General features: G+C 52.7%; 16 protein-coding genes. 6 read left to right on the top strand and 10 right to left on the bottom strand.

Annotation, left to right across the window (positions count from 1 at the left end; all coding sequences use genetic code 11):
• Genes U6B65_07615 through U6B65_07600 form a run of 4 tightly spaced genes read right to left on the bottom strand, consistent with a single transcriptional unit; the run spans nucleotide 1 to nucleotide 4,340 of the window.
• Entirely contained in the window at nucleotides 1–687 is a 687-nt protein-coding gene (locus tag U6B65_07615; protein ID WRS26222.1) for an ABC transporter ATP-binding protein, read from the bottom strand.
• Nucleotides 687–1,397 carry a hypothetical protein gene (locus U6B65_07610; GenBank protein WRS26221.1) on the bottom strand — a complete coding sequence of 237 codons (711 nt, stop codon included), beginning with the start codon at nucleotides 1,395–1,397 and terminating at the stop codon, nucleotides 687–689. Before U6B65_07610 ends, U6B65_07615 begins: the two co-directional genes overlap by 1 nt.
• Nucleotides 1,390–2,733: an ABC transporter permease gene (locus U6B65_07605; protein ID WRS26220.1), complete on the bottom strand. Its 1,344-nt coding sequence runs from the start codon at nucleotides 2,731–2,733 to the stop codon at nucleotides 1,390–1,392. The genes U6B65_07610 and U6B65_07605 overlap by 8 nt, the downstream gene beginning before the upstream one ends.
• A complete protein-coding gene (locus U6B65_07600; protein ID WRS26219.1) occupies nucleotides 2,730–4,340 on the bottom strand; it encodes an efflux RND transporter periplasmic adaptor subunit in 1,611 nt (536 codons plus the stop codon). The genes U6B65_07605 and U6B65_07600 overlap by 4 nt, the downstream gene beginning before the upstream one ends.
• Nucleotides 4,341–4,559: 219 nt before the next feature.
• On the opposite strand from U6B65_07600, the gene rfbF reads away from it, so the two are divergent.
• Genes rfbF through U6B65_07570 form a run of 6 tightly spaced genes read left to right on the top strand, consistent with a single transcriptional unit; the run spans nucleotide 4,560 to nucleotide 11,121 of the window.
• Nucleotides 4,560–5,333, top strand: a complete 774-nt coding sequence (gene rfbF / locus U6B65_07595; protein WRS26218.1) for a glucose-1-phosphate cytidylyltransferase — start codon at nucleotides 4,560–4,562, stop codon at nucleotides 5,331–5,333.
• Nucleotides 5,324–6,382, top strand: coding sequence for a CDP-glucose 4,6-dehydratase (rfbG, locus tag U6B65_07590; GenBank protein WRS28923.1), 1,059 nt, complete (start codon nucleotides 5,324–5,326; stop codon nucleotides 6,380–6,382). Before rfbF ends, rfbG begins: the two co-directional genes overlap by 10 nt.
• A gap of 3 nt (nucleotides 6,383–6,385) precedes the next feature.
• Nucleotides 6,386–7,723, top strand: coding sequence for a lipopolysaccharide biosynthesis protein RfbH (rfbH, locus tag U6B65_07585; GenBank protein ID WRS26217.1), 1,338 nt, complete (start codon nucleotides 6,386–6,388; stop codon nucleotides 7,721–7,723).
• Complete coding sequence (locus tag U6B65_07580) at nucleotides 7,723–8,643, top strand: NAD(P)-dependent oxidoreductase (GenBank protein ID WRS26216.1); 921 nt, start codon at nucleotides 7,723–7,725, stop codon at nucleotides 8,641–8,643. Before rfbH ends, U6B65_07580 begins: the two co-directional genes overlap by 1 nt.
• Nucleotides 8,644–8,647: 4 nt before the next feature.
• Entirely contained in the window at nucleotides 8,648–9,217 is a 570-nt protein-coding gene (gene rfbC / locus U6B65_07575; protein WRS26215.1) for a dTDP-4-dehydrorhamnose 3,5-epimerase, read from the top strand.
• Between the two features lie 41 nt (nucleotides 9,218–9,258).
• Entirely contained in the window at nucleotides 9,259–11,121 is a 1,863-nt protein-coding gene (locus tag U6B65_07570) for a glycosyltransferase (GenBank protein ID WRS26214.1), read from the top strand.
• 121 nt (nucleotides 11,122–11,242) lie between these two features.
• Here the strand turns inward: U6B65_07570 and U6B65_07565 are convergent, their stop codons facing one another.
• From U6B65_07565 to U6B65_07540, 6 genes are all read right to left on the bottom strand, one after another.
• Entirely contained in the window at nucleotides 11,243–12,103 is an 861-nt protein-coding gene (locus U6B65_07565; GenBank protein ID WRS26213.1) for an SDR family oxidoreductase, read from the bottom strand.
• A gap of 20 nt (nucleotides 12,104–12,123) precedes the next feature.
• A complete protein-coding gene (locus U6B65_07560; GenBank protein ID WRS26212.1) occupies nucleotides 12,124–12,957 on the bottom strand; it encodes a tocopherol cyclase family protein in 834 nt (277 codons plus the stop codon).
• Nucleotides 12,950–14,251 (bottom strand): FAD-dependent oxidoreductase, encoded by a 1,302-nt coding sequence (locus U6B65_07555; GenBank protein WRS26211.1) that lies wholly within the window; start codon nucleotides 14,249–14,251, stop codon nucleotides 12,950–12,952. Before U6B65_07555 ends, U6B65_07560 begins: the two co-directional genes overlap by 8 nt.
• Nucleotides 14,252–14,573: 322 nt before the next feature.
• A complete protein-coding gene (locus U6B65_07550; protein WRS26210.1) occupies nucleotides 14,574–16,286 on the bottom strand; it encodes an ABC transporter ATP-binding protein in 1,713 nt (570 codons plus the stop codon).
• A gap of 19 nt (nucleotides 16,287–16,305) precedes the next feature.
• The gene (locus U6B65_07545) at nucleotides 16,306–16,638 is read right to left on the bottom strand and encodes a metalloregulator ArsR/SmtB family transcription factor (protein ID WRS26209.1); all 333 of its coding nucleotides are present in this window, start codon (nucleotides 16,636–16,638) and stop codon (nucleotides 16,306–16,308) included.
• A gap of 277 nt (nucleotides 16,639–16,915) precedes the next feature.
• On the bottom strand, nucleotides 16,916–17,281 hold the full coding sequence (locus U6B65_07540) for an ACT domain-containing protein (protein ID WRS26208.1): 366 nt from the start codon (nucleotides 17,279–17,281) through the stop codon (nucleotides 16,916–16,918).
• Nucleotides 17,282–17,286: the final 5 nt, after the last annotated feature.

Here is a 17,286-nt window from a genome sequence, read left to right as displayed (position 1 = left end):
TTAAATAAAAAGCTCGCCGTCAATGATCTTGACAATGCGCTGAGCATGAGCCGCTACTGTGAGATCATGGGTGATCATAATAATAGTATGCCCCGCTTGGTTCAGTTTTTTGAAAAGCCCCAAAACATCCTGCCCGGTTGTGGAATCCAGCGCACCGGTGGGTTCATCGGCCAGAAGCAGGCGGGGGTGCCCCACCAAGGCTCGGGCCACTGCAACACGCTGCTGCTGGCCGCCGGAAAGCTCCGAGGGCTTGTGGGCAAGGCGTTCCTGCATGCCGAGCATTTCAATGGTTTCCATGGCGTCCTGCTGGGCCTGCCTGCGGGGAATGCCCCGAATCAGCAGCGGCATGATGATGTTTTGCAAAACAGAATATTGGGGGATCAAATGGTATTTCTGAAAAATAAACCCGATTTTGGCGTTGCGCAAATTGGCCAGCTCTGCCTGCGACATGGCATGGACTGCGCTGCCTGAGATGAAATATTCACCGGTATCCGCTGTATCCATGCAGCCGATAATATTCATGAGGGTGGATTTTCCTGACCCGGAAGGGCCAAGCACAGCCACAAATTCCCCCTCCTGCACATGAAAATCGATGTTCTTGAGCACCTGCAAGGCTTGAGCACCCATTTGATACCCCTTGCAGATGCCCTCCATTTGGATGACAGACTGTGTGGTTGCCTCTCCCATTATTGTAACACCTGAACGGAGAGAATGGAAGCGGGGTCTTCCTCCGGCACAGTCAGGCAGACAATGTTATCCACGGCAAGCTGGGTGAAACGAACTTCACTGGCGCTGTCGCCCTCACCGGCTGTGATGGTGGCAGAAACAGGAATGAGCCAAGTGGTTTCTTCACCGGTATATTCCAGCTTCACGGTATTGCGCATCCCGCCTTGACCGCCACCGGGGCCACCCTGACCACCCGGCCTGCCTTGGCCGCCCTCGGGGCCGCCTTGCTCACCGTCTTCAGGAACTGCTTGCTGTCCATCCGGGCTGGCCGGCTGTTCCTCGCCGGAAGCATCGGCCTGAACGTTTCCTCCGGGGCGGCCCTGCCTGCCTTCACCGCCTGCGCCTTCCGGCCGGCTGCCACTGGGGCGGGAGCCCTCGGGTCTGCTTTCATCCTGCCCAGCTACCTCCTCCGAACCAGAGGCATTTTCCTGACTGCGGTCCGGGCGGGAGCGCTCACCCTCGCCTTCTGGACCTTGCCTTTGCTGCTGGCGCAGGGTTCCCACCTTTAAGGTGATCTCGTTGCCGTTGATGGTGGTGATTTTGCCGTATATCTGCTTGGTGGCCTGTTGGGAAGACTGTGCCTCCTGGGGCTGGGCCCCGGTGGAGCAGCCGGTAGAAAGCAGTAGAACGGCGATGGAAAGACCAAGAAATGCTCTGCATTTTTTATTCATGATTGAGTGCCTCCACAGGTACTAAAGTTGATGCTTTATTAGCAGGATAAAAACCGAAAATGGTGCCGGTAGCAACCGCAAAAAGAAAAGCGATTAAATAGCCATAGAAGATAGGCTCCATACGCACACCAAAGGTGCGGGCAATGGGAATCACCCCAAGGCTCAGGGCCACTCCGGCTGCGCCCCCGAACACGCTGATCATAGTAGCCTCCAGCAAAAATTCCAGCAGCACGTCTTTGCGGGACATTCCCAAGGCTTTCAGGATGCCGATTTCCTTGGTACGCTCTTTGACCGATACAAACAAAACGTTCATGATGCCGATGCCGCCCACCAAAAATACAATGAGAGCCACAGCGCCCAGCAGCATGGAGAGGGTCTCGGAAGATTTTGCGGCTGCCTCCATCTTGCTGCCCGCATCCGAAATAGTGAAGGGTGCACCGGGGTAGTTTTCATCCAGAAGAATTTTTACATTTTCGCTGACTTTTTCCACATCGCTTACATTGGCCGCAACCACGGTTAGCTGCGGGGAAGCATCCCGGCTGAGGATGTATTTCTCTGCTGCGGAATAAGGGATATACACCGCCTCATCGGGGCTGATGCCGGAAGAAACCGTGCCCATTTCCTGCAAGATACCGCTGACCACAAAGCTGACATCGTTGATGGTGATCACGCTGTCATAGGCTTCGGCTACCGTATCAAACAGTTTCAAAGCCAGCTCATAGCCCAACACACAGTTTTTAGCCTTGTTTTCTTCATCATCGCTGGTGATAAAATCGCCGATATACAGGCTCAGGTTGCTGATCTGGGCATATTCGGGCTTCACCCCGGCGATGGTGTGTTCCTCGGCTTCTTCCAGATTGCCGCCCAGCACATCACTTTTGGTGGAGGCGGATATAGTTGCCGCTGAAACATTAGAGATAAACAGCTGGATATCCTCTGCATCCTCATAGGTCAGGGTAGCGGCAACTTCACGGAAGCTGCCAAAGAAATCCATCATAGGCGGGCCACCCTCCATACCGCCGCCGCCCGGATTGGCACCGCCGGTTCGGGCTCCGCCGCCGCTGCCCCCTCTGGCCATACCTCCACCTCCGCCGCCACCCGGCATACCACCTCCACCAGCTCTGCCGGAGGAGGTGGAGGTGGTGGAAATTTCAATGGATGCGGCGTTGAGGTTTTTAAACTGATCCTCCACATCCATACGGCCGCCCCGGCCCACTGCAATAACCAGCACAATGGTAGCGGAACCGACAATGATGCCGATGGATGTGAGCACAACCTTGAATTTGTTCTCGATAATATTCAGCCATACCAAGTGGAAAATCTCTGAGAAGGTCATTGGGCGGACACCACCTGACTTTCAATCAGGACAGTCTGCCCTTCTTCAAGTCCAGAAGTGATTTCTACGTTCCGACCATCCGAAAAGCCGGTTTCCACCAAAGCTTCGCTGATTTCGCCGCTTTCGGTTTTTACTTTGACATATTGCTGGCCGTCCTTTTCATATACGGTACGGTTGGAGACATACAGAACATTCTGCTGCTGCCGTGTAATCAAGGTCAGGGAGCCGGTCATGCCCTCAAAAATCTGAGCAACATCACCCTCCACTTTTACCGTTACATTGTAGCTGGCCGTGCCGGAGGCACTTCGGGCCGGTGTGGTGGAGATACTGTCGATAATGCCGGTGAAGGTTTCATCCTCAAAGGCATCCATGGTCAGTGTAGCTTCCTGACCCAGCGAAATGCTGGAAATATCATCCTGTGCCACCGAGACATACACAAACACATTGCTGCTGTCGGAAATCACCGCAATTGCGTTGTTTGCGGGGGCGGTATCACCGGCTGAATAGCTGACCGAGGCTACCACACCATCACAGGGTGCCGTGAGAACCCCATTATTCAGATAGGCCGCAACCTCATCCAAAGATTTCTTGGCGCTATTCAAAGACAGCTCCTTGCTGGTGAGCGAATTTTGCAGCTGTGAAAGGGTCATATCATAAACAATCTGGGCATTATCGCCGGAGCTGAGGGTATTATCCTTGGTTTGCTCCGCCTCCAGCTTTTTCAGCTCCAGATTGTTTTCTGCCTCTTCCAGCGAGGTATAGGCATCCTCCAAATCTTCCTTGGCGGTCTGGCGTTTGGAGATCAATTCCTCTGTGGTCATGTTGGAATAATCGGTGGTAACCTCATCGCTGAGGCCTTCATAGACTGCCTCGGCATAATCGGTCGCTGCTTCAAGGTCGTTAACCTTTTCAGAAAGGGCATCGATCTCATCCTGATCGGTTGCTTTGAGCAGCTCTTTTTTAGCCGCTGTAAGCTCTGCCTTAACGGCTTCATATTCTTCCTTGGCATCGTCCAGATCATCGTAGTAGCCATCGTCCATGTCGTTGATGGCCTTGGTATAGGAGCGAATTTTGGTGCGGATTTCAGACATGGAGGTTTTAGCCCGGGTGATTGCCAGCTCCAGCTTTTCAATGGTCAGGCTGTATGTAGAATCGGCGTTGCCGGATTTGGCCACAGCGCTATCGTAGGTCTGCTTAGCCTCGATCTGGCCCAGCTGCTGATCAACTTTGGCTTGCTCATATTCCAACTGGAGCTTTTTATAATCCGTTTGCAGCGATTCATAATTTTCCTGAAGGCTTTCAAGCGAAAGGCTCACAATGGGGTCTCCCTCCGAAACTCTTTGCCCCGCCTTGACAAAGACTTCCTCAATCTCCGCAGAGGTATCAAAGGTGATGTTGTGGGTTTTGAGTGTGGCCGTGGCCGATTCGGTTACACCCACAACCAGATCGCCTCTGGTTACTGTATTTTCCCGATAAACTGTTTCGGTTGTTTCTTCCTTTTGATTGCCGAAGGTGAAGGCGGAAAGTGCCACCAGGCCGCCAGCCAGTGCGATGGCCGAAAGGCTGATCACCTTTTTGCGTATAGGCTTATTTAGCTTTTGTGTCAAAGATTGTTACCCCCTGCTCTATGCATCTAAAGCCGCTTTTTTCGACTATGTGTTCAGAATAAACGGGGCAAATTAAAATAACCTTAAAATCTTAGGGCCTGCGAAGAACCCTCCGAATGTACAAGGCATTTTCACAGAGAAGAGAACTTATGCATAAATTGAATCAGGCAGATTAACCTGCAAAGAGCCTGTTCATCAGGCAGAACGGAGGCATAGAGAATGAAAGTTGTATTGCTGGCCGGTGGCTTTGGAACCCGTATTGCTGAGGAATCCCATCTGCGGCCCAAGCCCATGATCGAGATAGGAGGAAAGCCCATTCTCTGGCATATTATGAAAAGCTATGCGGCCCACGGCTTTCATGAATTCATCATTTGCTGCGGCTATAAGGCAGAGGTGATCAAGCGCTATTTTGCCGATTATTTTCTCCACCAGTGCGATGTCACCTTTGATTACCGGGATGGAAACTCCATGGAGATCCATACCAGCGCAGCGGAGCCGTGGAAGGTCACGCTCATTGACACCGGCCTGCATACCATGACCGGCGGGCGTATCCGGCGCATCCGGGAATACACGGAAAACCAGCCTTTTATGGTGACCTATGGAGACGGCGTTTCGGATGTGGATATCCAAAAACTGCTGGCTTTTCATCAGGAAAAGGGAAAGCTGGCAACCATTACGGTGGTGCAGCCGGAGGGGCGCTTTGGAATGGCCGATATTGAGGAGGACGAGATCACAGCCTTTCGGGAAAAATCCGCTGTGGATATGGGCTGGATCAACGGCGGGTTTATGGTGCTGGAGCCTCAGGTATTTGAATATATTGGCGGCGACGAGAGTATATTTGAAAGAGAGCCGCTGAAAAATCTGGCTCGTGAACGCCAATTAGCCGCCTATAAACACACCGGCTTCTGGCAGTGTATGGATACCCAGCGGGATAAAGCCCATTTGGAACAGCTATGGGAAACAGGAGGTGCGCCTTGGAAGCTTTGGAACTAGAAAAATTCTACAGCGGCAAGCGGGTTTTTGTAACCGGGCATACCGGGTTTAAAGGCTCGTGGCTCTGCCGGATGCTAGTGGGGCTTGGGGCTCAGGTAACTGGCTACGCCTTGGCACCGGAGGGGGAAAATCTTTTTGAGTTGTCCGGGCTGGAAAGGGAAATTTGTTCTGTGATGGGGGATATCCGGGATATGGACACGCTCTCCAAAGCGCTGAAAGCCGCCCGCCCGGAGGTGGTGCTGCACCTTGCGGCCCAGCCCTTGGTGCAGGAGGGGTTTAAAAATCCCCTTGAAACCTACGAGGTTAATGTAATGGGCACGGTCAAGCTGCTGGAATGCCTGCGCCGGATGAAATGGGCCGGTTCCTTTATCAATGTCACCACCGATAAGGTCTATCAAAACAAGGAATGGTGTTGGGGCTACCGGGAAACCGACACACTGGATGGCCACGATCCCTATTCCAACAGCAAATCCTGTTCAGAGCTGGTAACCCACTGTTTTCGGGATACATATTTTTCGGATGGCGGGCCTGCCGTTTCCACCATGCGGGCAGGCAATGTAATCGGCGGCGGCGATTTTGCAGAAAACCGCCTGATTCCCGATTGTGTGCGGGCGGTGCAGGCGAAGCAGCCGGTTTTGCTGCGCAATCCGCGCTCCACCCGCCCTTATCAGCACGTGCTGGAACCTCTTTACGCCTATCTGCTGGTGGCGGCGGAGCAGGCGCAGCAGCCTGCCAAAGCGGGCTGTTACAACATAGGCCCCGGGGATGAAGGGTGTGTAAACAATCAGACATTGGCAGAACTGTTTTGCAAGGATTGGGGGCAAGATGCCCGGTGGGAGGCCCTTTCCCGGCAGGATGCTTTCCCTGAGGCGAATTTTTTGCGGCTGGATTGCTCTCTGCTCCGCTCTGCATTTGGCTGGAAGCCTCGCTGGGATATTAAAAAGGCTGTGGAAAAAACAGTGGAATGGACACGGGAATATTTTGCGGCTGGGGATATCCCAGCTATGATGGACCGCCAAATCCAAGAATTTATGGAGGAGGGAGCCTAAGCTATGCTGGAAAATCTTACACAGGAGCAGGCAAAGCAAAAGATTTTGGAAGCAGTGGGGGAGTATTATACAGCCTTTCATCAAAAAAAAGGAATCAAAACGACTCGAATTCCCTATGCATCCCGAGTCTATGACCAGAAAGAAATGCAAAACCTGACAGACGGCGCTCTGGATTTCTGGCTGACCTCAGGAGAGTATACCGATCGCTTTGAAAAAGAGCTGGCGAAGTATCTGGGGGTACGTTTTTGCAGTCTGGTTAATTCTGGATCCTCAGCCAACCTGCTGGCTTTTATGGCGCTGACCTCCCCCTTGCTAAAGGAGCGGCGCATTCTGCCCGGCGATGAGGTGATCACGGTGGCGGCCTGTTTTCCCACTACTGTTGCACCCATTCTGCAATACGGAGCGGTGCCGGTTTTCATCGACTTGACCCCGGGGCAATATAATCTTGATGTCACCCAGCTGGAAGAAGCGCTTACCCCTAAAACCCGGGCGGTGATGGCAGCCCATACACTGGGTAACCCCTTTAATATAGCGGCTGTCAAGGCTTTCTGTGACCGGAACAATCTTTGGCTCATTGAAGATAACTGCGATGCTCTGGGCAGTGAATACTGTCTGGATGGGGCGTGGGGCAAAACCGGCAGTATGGGGGATATTGGAACCTCCAGCTTTTACCCGCCCCACCACATCACCATGGGGGAGGGGGGAGCGGTTTATACCTCCAACCCGTTGCTGCATAAGGTTATACGTTCCCTGCGGGATTGGGGGCGGGATTGTATTTGCGCTTCCGGGCAGGATAACTGCTGCGGATGCCGGTTCAGCCGCCAGTTCGGCCAGCTGCCGCTGGGATATGATCATAAGTATGTCTATTCTCACCTTGGCTACAATTTAAAGGCCACCGATTTACAGGCCTCTATTGGTGTGGCCCAGCTGGAAAAGCTGCCGGATTTTGTCCAGCGCCGCCGGGGAAATTTTGCCCGGCTGGAGGAGCTGCTCACCCCTTATGCACACCGGCTGATTCTGCCCCGGCCCTGCCCGGATTCCCGGCCCAGCTGGTTTGGATATCTCATGACCTGCCGGGAAGGTGTTATTCGGAATCAGGTTACCGGCTATCTGGAAGAGCATGGCATCCAGACCCGCACCCTTTTTGCAGGCAACATCATTAAGCACCCTTGCTTTGATCACATTCGGGGGACTTCCCATTACCGGGTGGTGGGGGAGCTGACCGAAACCGAGCGGGTGCTTCACGATTCCTTCTGGATCGGGGTATATCCCGGGCTGGAGGAGAAGCACCTGCAAGTGATGGCCCAGACCGTGGGGCGGGCGCTGGCGGAGGGGTTCTGATGCGGGGGGCAGTGGTTACCGGCGCAGGCGGTTTTGTAGGCCGGGCTTTGGTGGCCGAATTGCTTGCCTGCGGCATCCCGGTTCTGGCTGTGGTTCGAGAGGGCAGGCAGGCTCCGGAACATCCTCTTCTTCAGACAGTGGCGTTGGAATTATCCAATCTGCACGGTCTCCCTGCTTTGGTGCGGGGAGAATGGGATTGCTTCTATCATTTGGCCTGGGAAGGAACAGCGGGGGAGAGCCGCCGGGATATTCGCCTTCAAATGGACAATGCGGCGCATACGGCAGAGGCTGTTCATACAGCGGCGAAGCTGGGCTGCCAAGTCTTTATAGGTGCAGGCAGCATTATGGAAAAGGAAGCTCTTGCCGTATCGGAGGAGCGGGGGATACGCCCCGGCCCGGGGCATGCCTATGCCTCTGCTAAGCTGGCGGCTCACCTTTTCAGCGAAGCCGCCGCTGTGGAGCGGGGAATTGGCCACATCTGGCCCATTCTGACCAATGCCTATGGTGAGGGGGAAAGCTCCCCACGCTTTCTAAACACCACTCTGCGAAAAATAGCTATGGGTGAGCCCTTGGTGTTCTCAAAGGCATCGCAGAACTACGACTTTATTCATGTGCAGGATGCAGCCCGTGCTCTGCGGCTGCTGGGGCAAAGGGGAAGGCCCTTCTGCCAATATGTCATTGGAAGCGGTCAGGCAAAGCCCTTGTGGGAATTTATTCAGCAGATGCTTGCGCTTCTGGCGCCAAAAGCGTCCGCCTCCTTTGGGCAGGCTCCCTTTGAAGGTGTCAGCCTGCCCTTGCAGGCCTTTGATACAGCTGACCTGCGGGAGGATACCGGATTTATTCCGGAGATTTCCTTTGAACAGGGGCTGTGCCGTACCATGGATTGGATTCTTGAACAAAACGGTCCTTTGGAGGGATGATTTGATGCCGCCTATCTCGTTTGAAAAAGGACGTTTACCCGGGGTGTATTTGATTACCGCTTTTTTCTCGGAAGATGAGCGAGGCTATTTTCAAAAAGGCTTTGAACGCCGGATTTTTGCCCAGTCGGGTGCCGCTATGGTGCTTTCTGAAACCTTTGAGACTTTTTCACGCCATGGGGTGGTGCGGGGGCTGCATTTCCAGCACCGGGCACCTCAGGCAAAGCTGGTTCGTGTTTTGCAGGGCCGCATTTTTGATGTGGCTGTGGATATCCGCAAAAGCTCCCCCACCTTTGGCCAGTGGGAAGGGTATGAGCTGAGCTATGACAATCGCCTTTCCCTGTATATTCCTCCCGGCTTTGCCCATGGCTTTCTGGTGCTTTCTCAAAAGGCTCTGGTGGGCTACCAGTGTGCCGGGGATTTTCTTCCCGAGGCGGATACCGGTATCCGCTGGGATGATCCGGAGCTGGGGATTGAGTGGCCCTTGGAACAGGTGGAGCAGGTGATCCTCTCCCAACGGGATTTAGAGCTTCAATCCTTCCGGGAATACCGGGAAGGGGACGCTTTCATACTGTAAGCCCCACAGCAATCACAACGATACAGCAAGGAGAAAGTGTTATGATTCAAGAAACAGCCCCTTCCTATCGCTTTGCCTCCGATGTGCAGGGAACTGAGCTTATGAAGGCCTTTGCCACTATGCTGGAGCTGGCGGATGACTGGAAAGAAAGCCCCTGTGATGTGGAAATTCCCATCCAAATTTCCACAAAACTGGAGGAGGCGGAGCAAATTGCCAGCCACCTGCCAAACCTTGAGGGTGAAGCTGTCTGGAAAAACCAGCTGGAAAATGTACACTTTACCTTAGAAAAAATTCGCCTCAACCTTCAGCAGGAGCAGGAAGCGAGCGCCAAGAGCTTGATCGCATTGCAGCTGCCCTGCTTTTTGCAGGAGCTGCGGGAGGAAATCTATTTCCGGGCTTATGTGCGCCCTTATCCCAAAAGGATGCACCGGTATTACCGGGAGGAATTCGCCCCCAACCATGCCAACACCTTTTATGCCCGCAGGCAAAAGCCGCTGGAGGTATCCATCTTTGTTCCGGCAAAGGATAAGCTGGAATATACCCGGCAGTGCGTGGAAAGCATCCTGCGGGAAACCGACACCAATCTTTCCTACGAGCTGATTCTCATCAATCACGGCAGCCAGGATGAGACCCAAGTCTACTTTGAATCCATCCCCGGGGCCAAGGTGCTGCACTTTAAAGAAAATGTCCGCATGATTATGTTTTCCGCCGCTTTCCGGGTTTGTGAGGGGCGTTATGCCGCCTTTGTCAGCAATGATACCGTTGTCACCAAGGATTGGCTTACCCTGCTTTTGCAGTGCCTGAAATCGGATAGCACCATTGTCAGCGCCACACCCACCACCCCCAATGTATCCAATATGCAGGGAATCCCCGAGCACTACCAGACCATGGAGGAAATGACCCGGTTTGCGGAGTCTTACAACCACAGCGACCCGCAAAAGTGGGAGCGGCGAGCCCGGATTATGCCGGTTATTGCGGTATACGACATCGAAAAGCTCAATCGAATCGGCTTTGCAGATCGCTTTTTTGAAACAATGGAATTCTGGGACGATGATTTTTCTCTTCGGGCCCGTCGGGCGGGCTATAAGCAGATGCTTTGCCGCAATGTATTTTGCCATCACTATGGAAGTGTCACCGGCAGGCAGGCACAATTGCAGGAAAACTCGCTGGAAAAAGGCCGCCGCATGTTTGTAGAGAAGCATGGGGTGGACCCATGGGAAAACGGCGCTTATTACGATTATATAGGGATGAATCAGATCTGGCCCACCATTTCGTCCGTCAATACCCCGGCCGCTGTTTTGGGAGTGGATTGCGGCTTTGGGGATACGATCTTGCAGGTATCCAACCTGCTGCGGTCAAGGGGAATTGCCTGCACACTGCACGGCATCACATCCCAGAAGCAGTACCGGGAGGATATGGAGGCTGTTTGTGATCAATCACTGTTTGTCAGCCACGAGCAGCAGCTGCTGGATTTCCTTCACGAAGGCTTTGAAAATCAGCGGTACGATTATATTTATGTCTCCTCCCCTTTGGAGCAATATGCCGGTTGGAAACGGCTGCTGGGTCTGCTGCATAAGCGCCTCAAACCGGGAGGGGTGCTGTTGTTTTCACTTTCCAATGCGCTGTGTGCCGTGAATTACCAGTGGTTTTCTGCGTTAGGCTTTCCCATTGCACAGGAGCGGCTTTGCTATTTAAACCCTGCGGAGGTGGAGAAGCACCTTGCAAAGCTTTTCGCCTCCGTTAGCAGACAGCCCCTGTTCAGCCGAAACAGCCCGATTCTGCTGGAGGCACTGGCAAAGCAGATACAACGGAACAGCACTCCTGAATCGGTTCTTACCGCCACACTGGATACGGCACGCTATCAATACCTGTGCATCGGCAAAAGAGGCACCCGTATAGGCTGACAGCAACGGTGACCATACAAGAAAACTCCGCCCATATGGGTGGAGTTTTTTTAGATGGAAAAAATAGCTGCCGCTTAGGGCTTGAAAGGAATGCGCTCAGGTGAAGCAGTGAATTTGGAAGCTAGTTGATGATGGTGCCGCTGTTTACATGAAAAACCTGACCGGATACATTGGAGGAATCCTCACACCCCAAAAATACATAAACCGGCGCAAGCTCATAGGGCTGAGCGGCCCGTTGCATGGGGCTGGTGGAGCCAAAGGTCTGCACCTCCTGTGGGGAGAAGCTGGCCGGAATCAGGGGAGTCCACACCGGGCCGGGCGCCACCGCATTGACACGGATTCCTAGCCCCATGAGGGAAAGAGCCATCGAACGGGTGAAGGAAACAATGGCTCCCTTGGTGGATGAATAATCGATGAGGGTAGGCTTGCCTTCAAAGGCTGTAATGGAGGCGGTGTTGATGATGGTGCATCCGCTGGAAAGGTGAGGCAAAGCCGCCTTGGTCATATAGAAGCAGGAGAAGAAATTGCTTTCAAAGGTGCTCAGAAGCTGTTCCTTGGTAATATCCAGTATACTGTTCTGCGGGTATTGAACCGCTGCGTTGTTGATCAGGATATCCACTGTGCCCAATGCATCGACTGCCTGCCGGGTAGCTAGGAAAGCGTTCTGTTCCACACGCAGGTCAGCTTGGATTACCGCACATTTTCGGCCAAGGTTTTCTACAGCACGGGCTGTGTCGGCGGCATCCTGGTTTTCGCAGAGATGAACAATGGCGATGTCGGCGCCTTCCTTGGCATATGCCACCGCTACTGCCCGTCCGATTCCGCTGTCGCCTCCTGTTATGAGGGCCTTTTTGCCGCTCAGCTTGCCGGCGGCTTTATAGGCCGGGTTATCGTATTGAGGCTGTGGGTTCATTTCGGATTCCCGGCCGGGCTGCCGGTTCTGATGCTGGGCGGGGAAGGTTTCGTGGGGCTGTGGCTGCATAGAGTCGGCTCCTTTCGTTTTTAGTATAAAACGTGTTCAAAGCTGGCAAATTTGCTTTCCTCTTCAAAAAGGATTTGGTCACCCTGCTTGAATTCAAAAGAAGCAGGAGTAGCGGGTGTTTCTCGAATCAGCCGATCCATTTTTCCCTCAAAGGGTGCATCCAGCACATGCCCGGCGGCAGGCTCCAAGAAGCGGATTTTCAGGCTCAAATCCTTTTGTGTAAGCCAAAGCTGTTCATGATCTCGCCACTTAATTTCCGCGCCCCGGTAGGTGGCCAAGCGATACTGCACGCCATCCAGCCAGACTACACAGATACAGCCCCAAAACCAAGACCCGGCAAAGGGAATGTGGGCCACCGAGGCCATAATGGAGCAGTTTTGCTTGAAATGGTTGCACTGAACCCATGTGTAGCTTTTGGGGAAGGAGTGCCCGGAATCGCCTTCGATATAGCCCCTGCCTCCGGTAAAATCAAGCTCACGGCCATTGAGGCGGAGCTTTCCGGTCAGAGTATGGTTCATACTGATGACAACGTGCCTGCACTGCATGGGCAAAAACCGGAAAGGCCCCATGATATCGCCCTCGGCAGGGGAGAGATCGGTGTATCGCAGAGTGCCGGTCAGCTCCAGATCTTTATGGCTGACTGCGAGATGAATACCGCTGGGGGAAAAATAGTTCCCCGCCAGCCAGAGGGATCTTTCCTTGCGGTATGCCGAGAGGGGATAGGGCACACGGTAGGAGCCCTCCTGTGTGATGACCTGCATAAAGGCGCTTTCCTCGGCCCGGCCTGCTATAATCGAAAGGGTTTCCGCATCCTTTTGATGCTTGAAGTACCATCCCTGAAAAAAGCTACTCAATGTGAAGCCCCCTTTTGGCAGGATTATCGATTAGGTTGCCTGCTTTATCAAAGCGGGAGCCGTGGCAGGGGCAATCCCATGTATGCTCCATGGAATTCCATTTCAGGGTACAGCCCATATGGGGGCACTTTTTCCCGAAGGTGAGCAGCCCCGCCGCAGCCTGCCCCATATTCAGGAAAAGCTGTGGGTGCAGCATAGAGCGGGAAGGGGAGAAGAGAGCCTCATAGCGGCTTGACCCTTCGGCAATCAAATCACTGAGCAGCTTTGCCGCCGCCATGGAGCCGGTCATGCCCCATTTGTTAAAGCCGGTTGTCACATAAAGCTCTCGGTTGTTTTTTCGGTGCCTGCCGATATAGGGTATGGCATCCAGTGTCATGCAGTCCTGGGTGGCCCAGGCATACTCCTCCTGCGCACCGGGATAGGCCGTGCGGGCTACCTGCCGGAGAGTATCCCAGCCGCCACCCTTCTTGCCGGTCTGGTGACCACCGCCCCCCAGAAGCAGGTAATCCTTGTAGGTGCGGAAGGAAAGCCCGCCTTCCTGCTCATCGATATACATACCGCCCGGGTCTTTTGCTCCGGTCAGCGCCAGAACATAGGAACGGTGCTGATAAAGCTTCATGAAATAAAGCCCCCGCACATTTACCATGGGATAATGGGTAGCCAGAATAATTCGTCGAGCCGAAATGCTGCCTCGGTCGGTAAGAATTTTGCCCGGCTTAATTTCCCGAGCAAAAGTGTTTTCATAAATCTCCAGCCCTTCGGCTATAGCTCTGAGAAATTTCAGCGGATGGAACTGAGCCTGTCTTTCCATACCCAAGGCCCCCACCGTTTGGATGGGGAGGGGTGGCTTTTCCTGAACAATGGGGGCTACCCCTATTTGCCGGTAGATGTTTGCCTCTTCCCGCAGCTTTTGCCGGTTATCCCGGCTGTAAACATAAGCGGTTTTTTCCTCAAAATCACAGGGCAGGTTCTGGGCTAACCGCCGGTAGCTTTCCACTGCTTCTTGGTTGGCGGCCAAATAGGCTTTAGCCGCTCCCAGTCCATATTGTTTGGCAACCTGCTGGTAAATCAGGCCGTGCTGAGCGGTAACCTTGGCTGTGGTGTTGCCGGTTACACCCATGCCGATCCGCTTGGCCTCCACCACAATGCTGGGGATGCCTCGCTCCCGGAGCATGGTGGCGCACAGCACCCCGGCCAGCCCGCCGCCTACAATGGCGGTATCCGTTTCAATGCTGCCCCGCAGCACAGAGCCGCTGTGGTCTGCCTGATCATCGTTCATCCATAAGGATTTCACATGCAACCCCCTATTCCATCCTTTTTTATCCATGGATTTAGTATAACCATTGGCAAGGCAAATATATTTCCCCAAGAAAAAAGAGAAGACCTGCTGAAACACAAGGTTTCAACAGGTCTTCTGAGGGTGTAGACAAAAGTCTACACCCTCTATGGGGGGCATCCAATGCCCCCCCATAGCCCCCCGGATTGCGCCGCTCGGGCGCAAAAAAATGGGATTCCTGCGTCGAAATCAATTCGACTTCGGAAGAATCACGCATCAAAACCATAAGGCCTTCAAGTTAAAGGCAGTTATGTCTTCTCCCAAGGGGGAGCGTTGATTACTATCCCCGGAACTGCATGTTATAGAGCTTGCTGTAAACACCCTCCAGCCCCACAAGGGCCTCATGAGTGCCCAGCTCCACAATGTGGCCGTTGTCAATCACAGCGATTTCATGGGCGTTTTTGATGGTGGAAAGGCGGTGGGCAACCACAATGGTGGTGCGCCCTTTGCACAGCTTATCCAGAGCTTCCTGAATGAGGATTTCGGTGGTGTTATCCAGTGCGCTGGTGGCCTCATCCAGAATCAGGATGGGCGGATTTTTCAGGAATACCCGGGCGATGCTCAGCCGCTGCTTCTGCCCGCCGGAAAGCCGGGCACCCCGCTCGCCGATCTGGGTGTCGTAGCCATCCTCAAGGCTCATGATATAGTCATGGATGTTGGCCATTTTGGCAGCCTCAATAATTTCTTCGTCGGTGGCATCCAAGCGGCCATAGTGGATATTCTCCCGAATGCTGGCGTTGAAAAGATAAATATCCTGCTGCACGATTCCAATGTTTTTGCGCAGGGAATCCAGCGTGAGGCTGCGGATATCCTGCCCGTCAATAAGAACACGGCCGGATTCTATCTGATAAAAGTTGGGAATGATGTGGCAGATGGTGGTTTTGCCGCCACCGGAAGGCCCCACCAGTGCCAAGGTTTTGCCGCTTTCCACATGAAGGCTGAGATTGTCCAGAACGGCTTCGTCCTGCTCATAGGAGAAGGTGACTCCCTCAAAGACAATATCACCCTGCACATTTTCCAGCGGGGTGGCATCGGGATTCTGGTATTCGGGCTGGGCATCCATAATTTCCAAAAAGCGCTCAAAGCCGGTAATGCCGTTCTGATACTGCTCCATAAACTGAATCAGCGAGTTGACCGGGGTGATGAAAATATTGATGGATACAATAAAGGCAGAATAATCCCCAAAGCTGATCTGGTTGCGGTAAAGGAAGAAGCCCCCTGCCATGAGAACAATCACGTTAAAGACATCGGTGATAAAGGAGGTGGAGGAAAAAAACATCCCCATTGCCTTATAGGCATCCACCTTGGCCTGTACAAAACGGGTATTGCCTTTTTCAAACTTTTCCAGCTCTTTTTCGGCATTGGTAAAGGCTTTAGTAACCCGAATGCCGGAGATGCTGTTTTCCAGTGAGGCATTGATTTCACCAGTGCTTTTGCGGCTGTCGGCAAAGGCTCTGCGCATTCTGCGGTGCAGGTGAACCGAAATCACAGCCAATAAAGGCAAGCAGCTAAAAATGATGATGGTTAAAATCAGGTTGATGTGGGATAAGTAAAGAAAGGATGCCACAATGGAGATGGTGGAAATAATGATGTTTTCCGGCCCGTGGTGGGCAAGCTCACTAATATCCATCAGGTCGTTGGTCATACGGGACATAAGGTTGCCGGTTTCGTGGCTGTCAAAGAAAGCAAAGGGCAGCTTTTCCTGATGCCGGAACATATCCCGGCGCATCTCGGCCTGTATTTCAACACCCATAACGTGACCATAATACTGCACAAAATATTTCAGCAGTGCCCGCAGGATATAAGCCAGCAAAAGCATACTGCCATACATCAAAATCATGGAATAATTCTTATTGGGTATAAGATCGTTCATCATGCGCCGGGTGACAATGGGATAAACCATGGCAATCAGTGCAATGGCCAGCGAAGCCAGCATATCCAGTGTAAATATGCGTTTATGCGGTTTGTAATAGGATAAAAATCGTTTCAGCATTTCTTCTCCTTTTTTCTTGTCAGAATTCTTTTTTTTGGCAGAATTTTTCATCAAAAGCATCGCAGTTGCTGCTTTTGCAGTAGTCCGGCTCCACCTTAGCCAAGCAGCAAATAGCAGCGGAGAGGGCTTTAAGTTCCTTGGTGTTGACTGTGTAATGAGTGTGGTAGCCTCGTTTGCCGCTGTCGATCAGTCCGGCTTCCTTGAGGACAGCTAAGTGCTGTGAAATGGCCGGTGCTGAAAGGGATAGCTTTTTAGCCAACGCTCTTACACAATAGGTTTTTTGAAGCAGCAGCTGGATAATCTGGTAACGGCTGCTGTCTGCCAAGGCTTTCAGTTGCCTCATATGCTCCATAGAAAAACCCCTTTCTTTTATGCTCACATAGCTTCAAAACGGTTATGCAATTTTCAAGCCCCAGGCTTTGCCCGGGAACACGCACTGGGTGCAGATGAGCATGAAGGCGGTTAGCGGCAGATTGCCGCTGTTTAAAACCACGCTGCGGTTTTAATCCTATACAGCTATAATGAGCCTCTAACAGTATAGCCTTGCTAAATATATAAGTCAACTCTTAATTAAGCCATAACTTACGTAGCTTTAGCTGCAGTTTTGGTCATGCGAAAATTGGATGCATTCAGCAAATCTGGTAGCCTGCTTGCTCCAGTATAGCCAATGCTTTTAAGTAATTCTCGGCTTTGGTCAGGATATAATCGGTGTTGTAGGTGGATATAGCAAAAATACCGATTTGGTTCTCTGCCAATAGAGCCGAAAGCTTGGCCAGAATCCCAATGAGAGAAAAATCCAAGGTGCCCTCTATGCGAAAGGCTTTCCATCCATCGTCTCGATCGGTTGTGTTGGCGGGCACATGCTCTGTGGGGCAGACCAGGGATATTTCTTCATCGGTTTTGCTCAGGAAGAAAAATTCGTGGGTGAAGTCCAATCCGGCTGTATCGTTGAGTTTGCACACTGAAAATGCATGGGCGATCTTTTTAATCTCCATTGGGT

This window comes from Oscillospiraceae bacterium MB08-C2-2 (assembly GCA_035621215.1).
Lineage (GTDB): Bacteria > Bacillota > Clostridia > Oscillospirales > Ruminococcaceae > WRAV01.
This window is presented reverse-complemented; position numbering and strand designations above follow the sequence as displayed.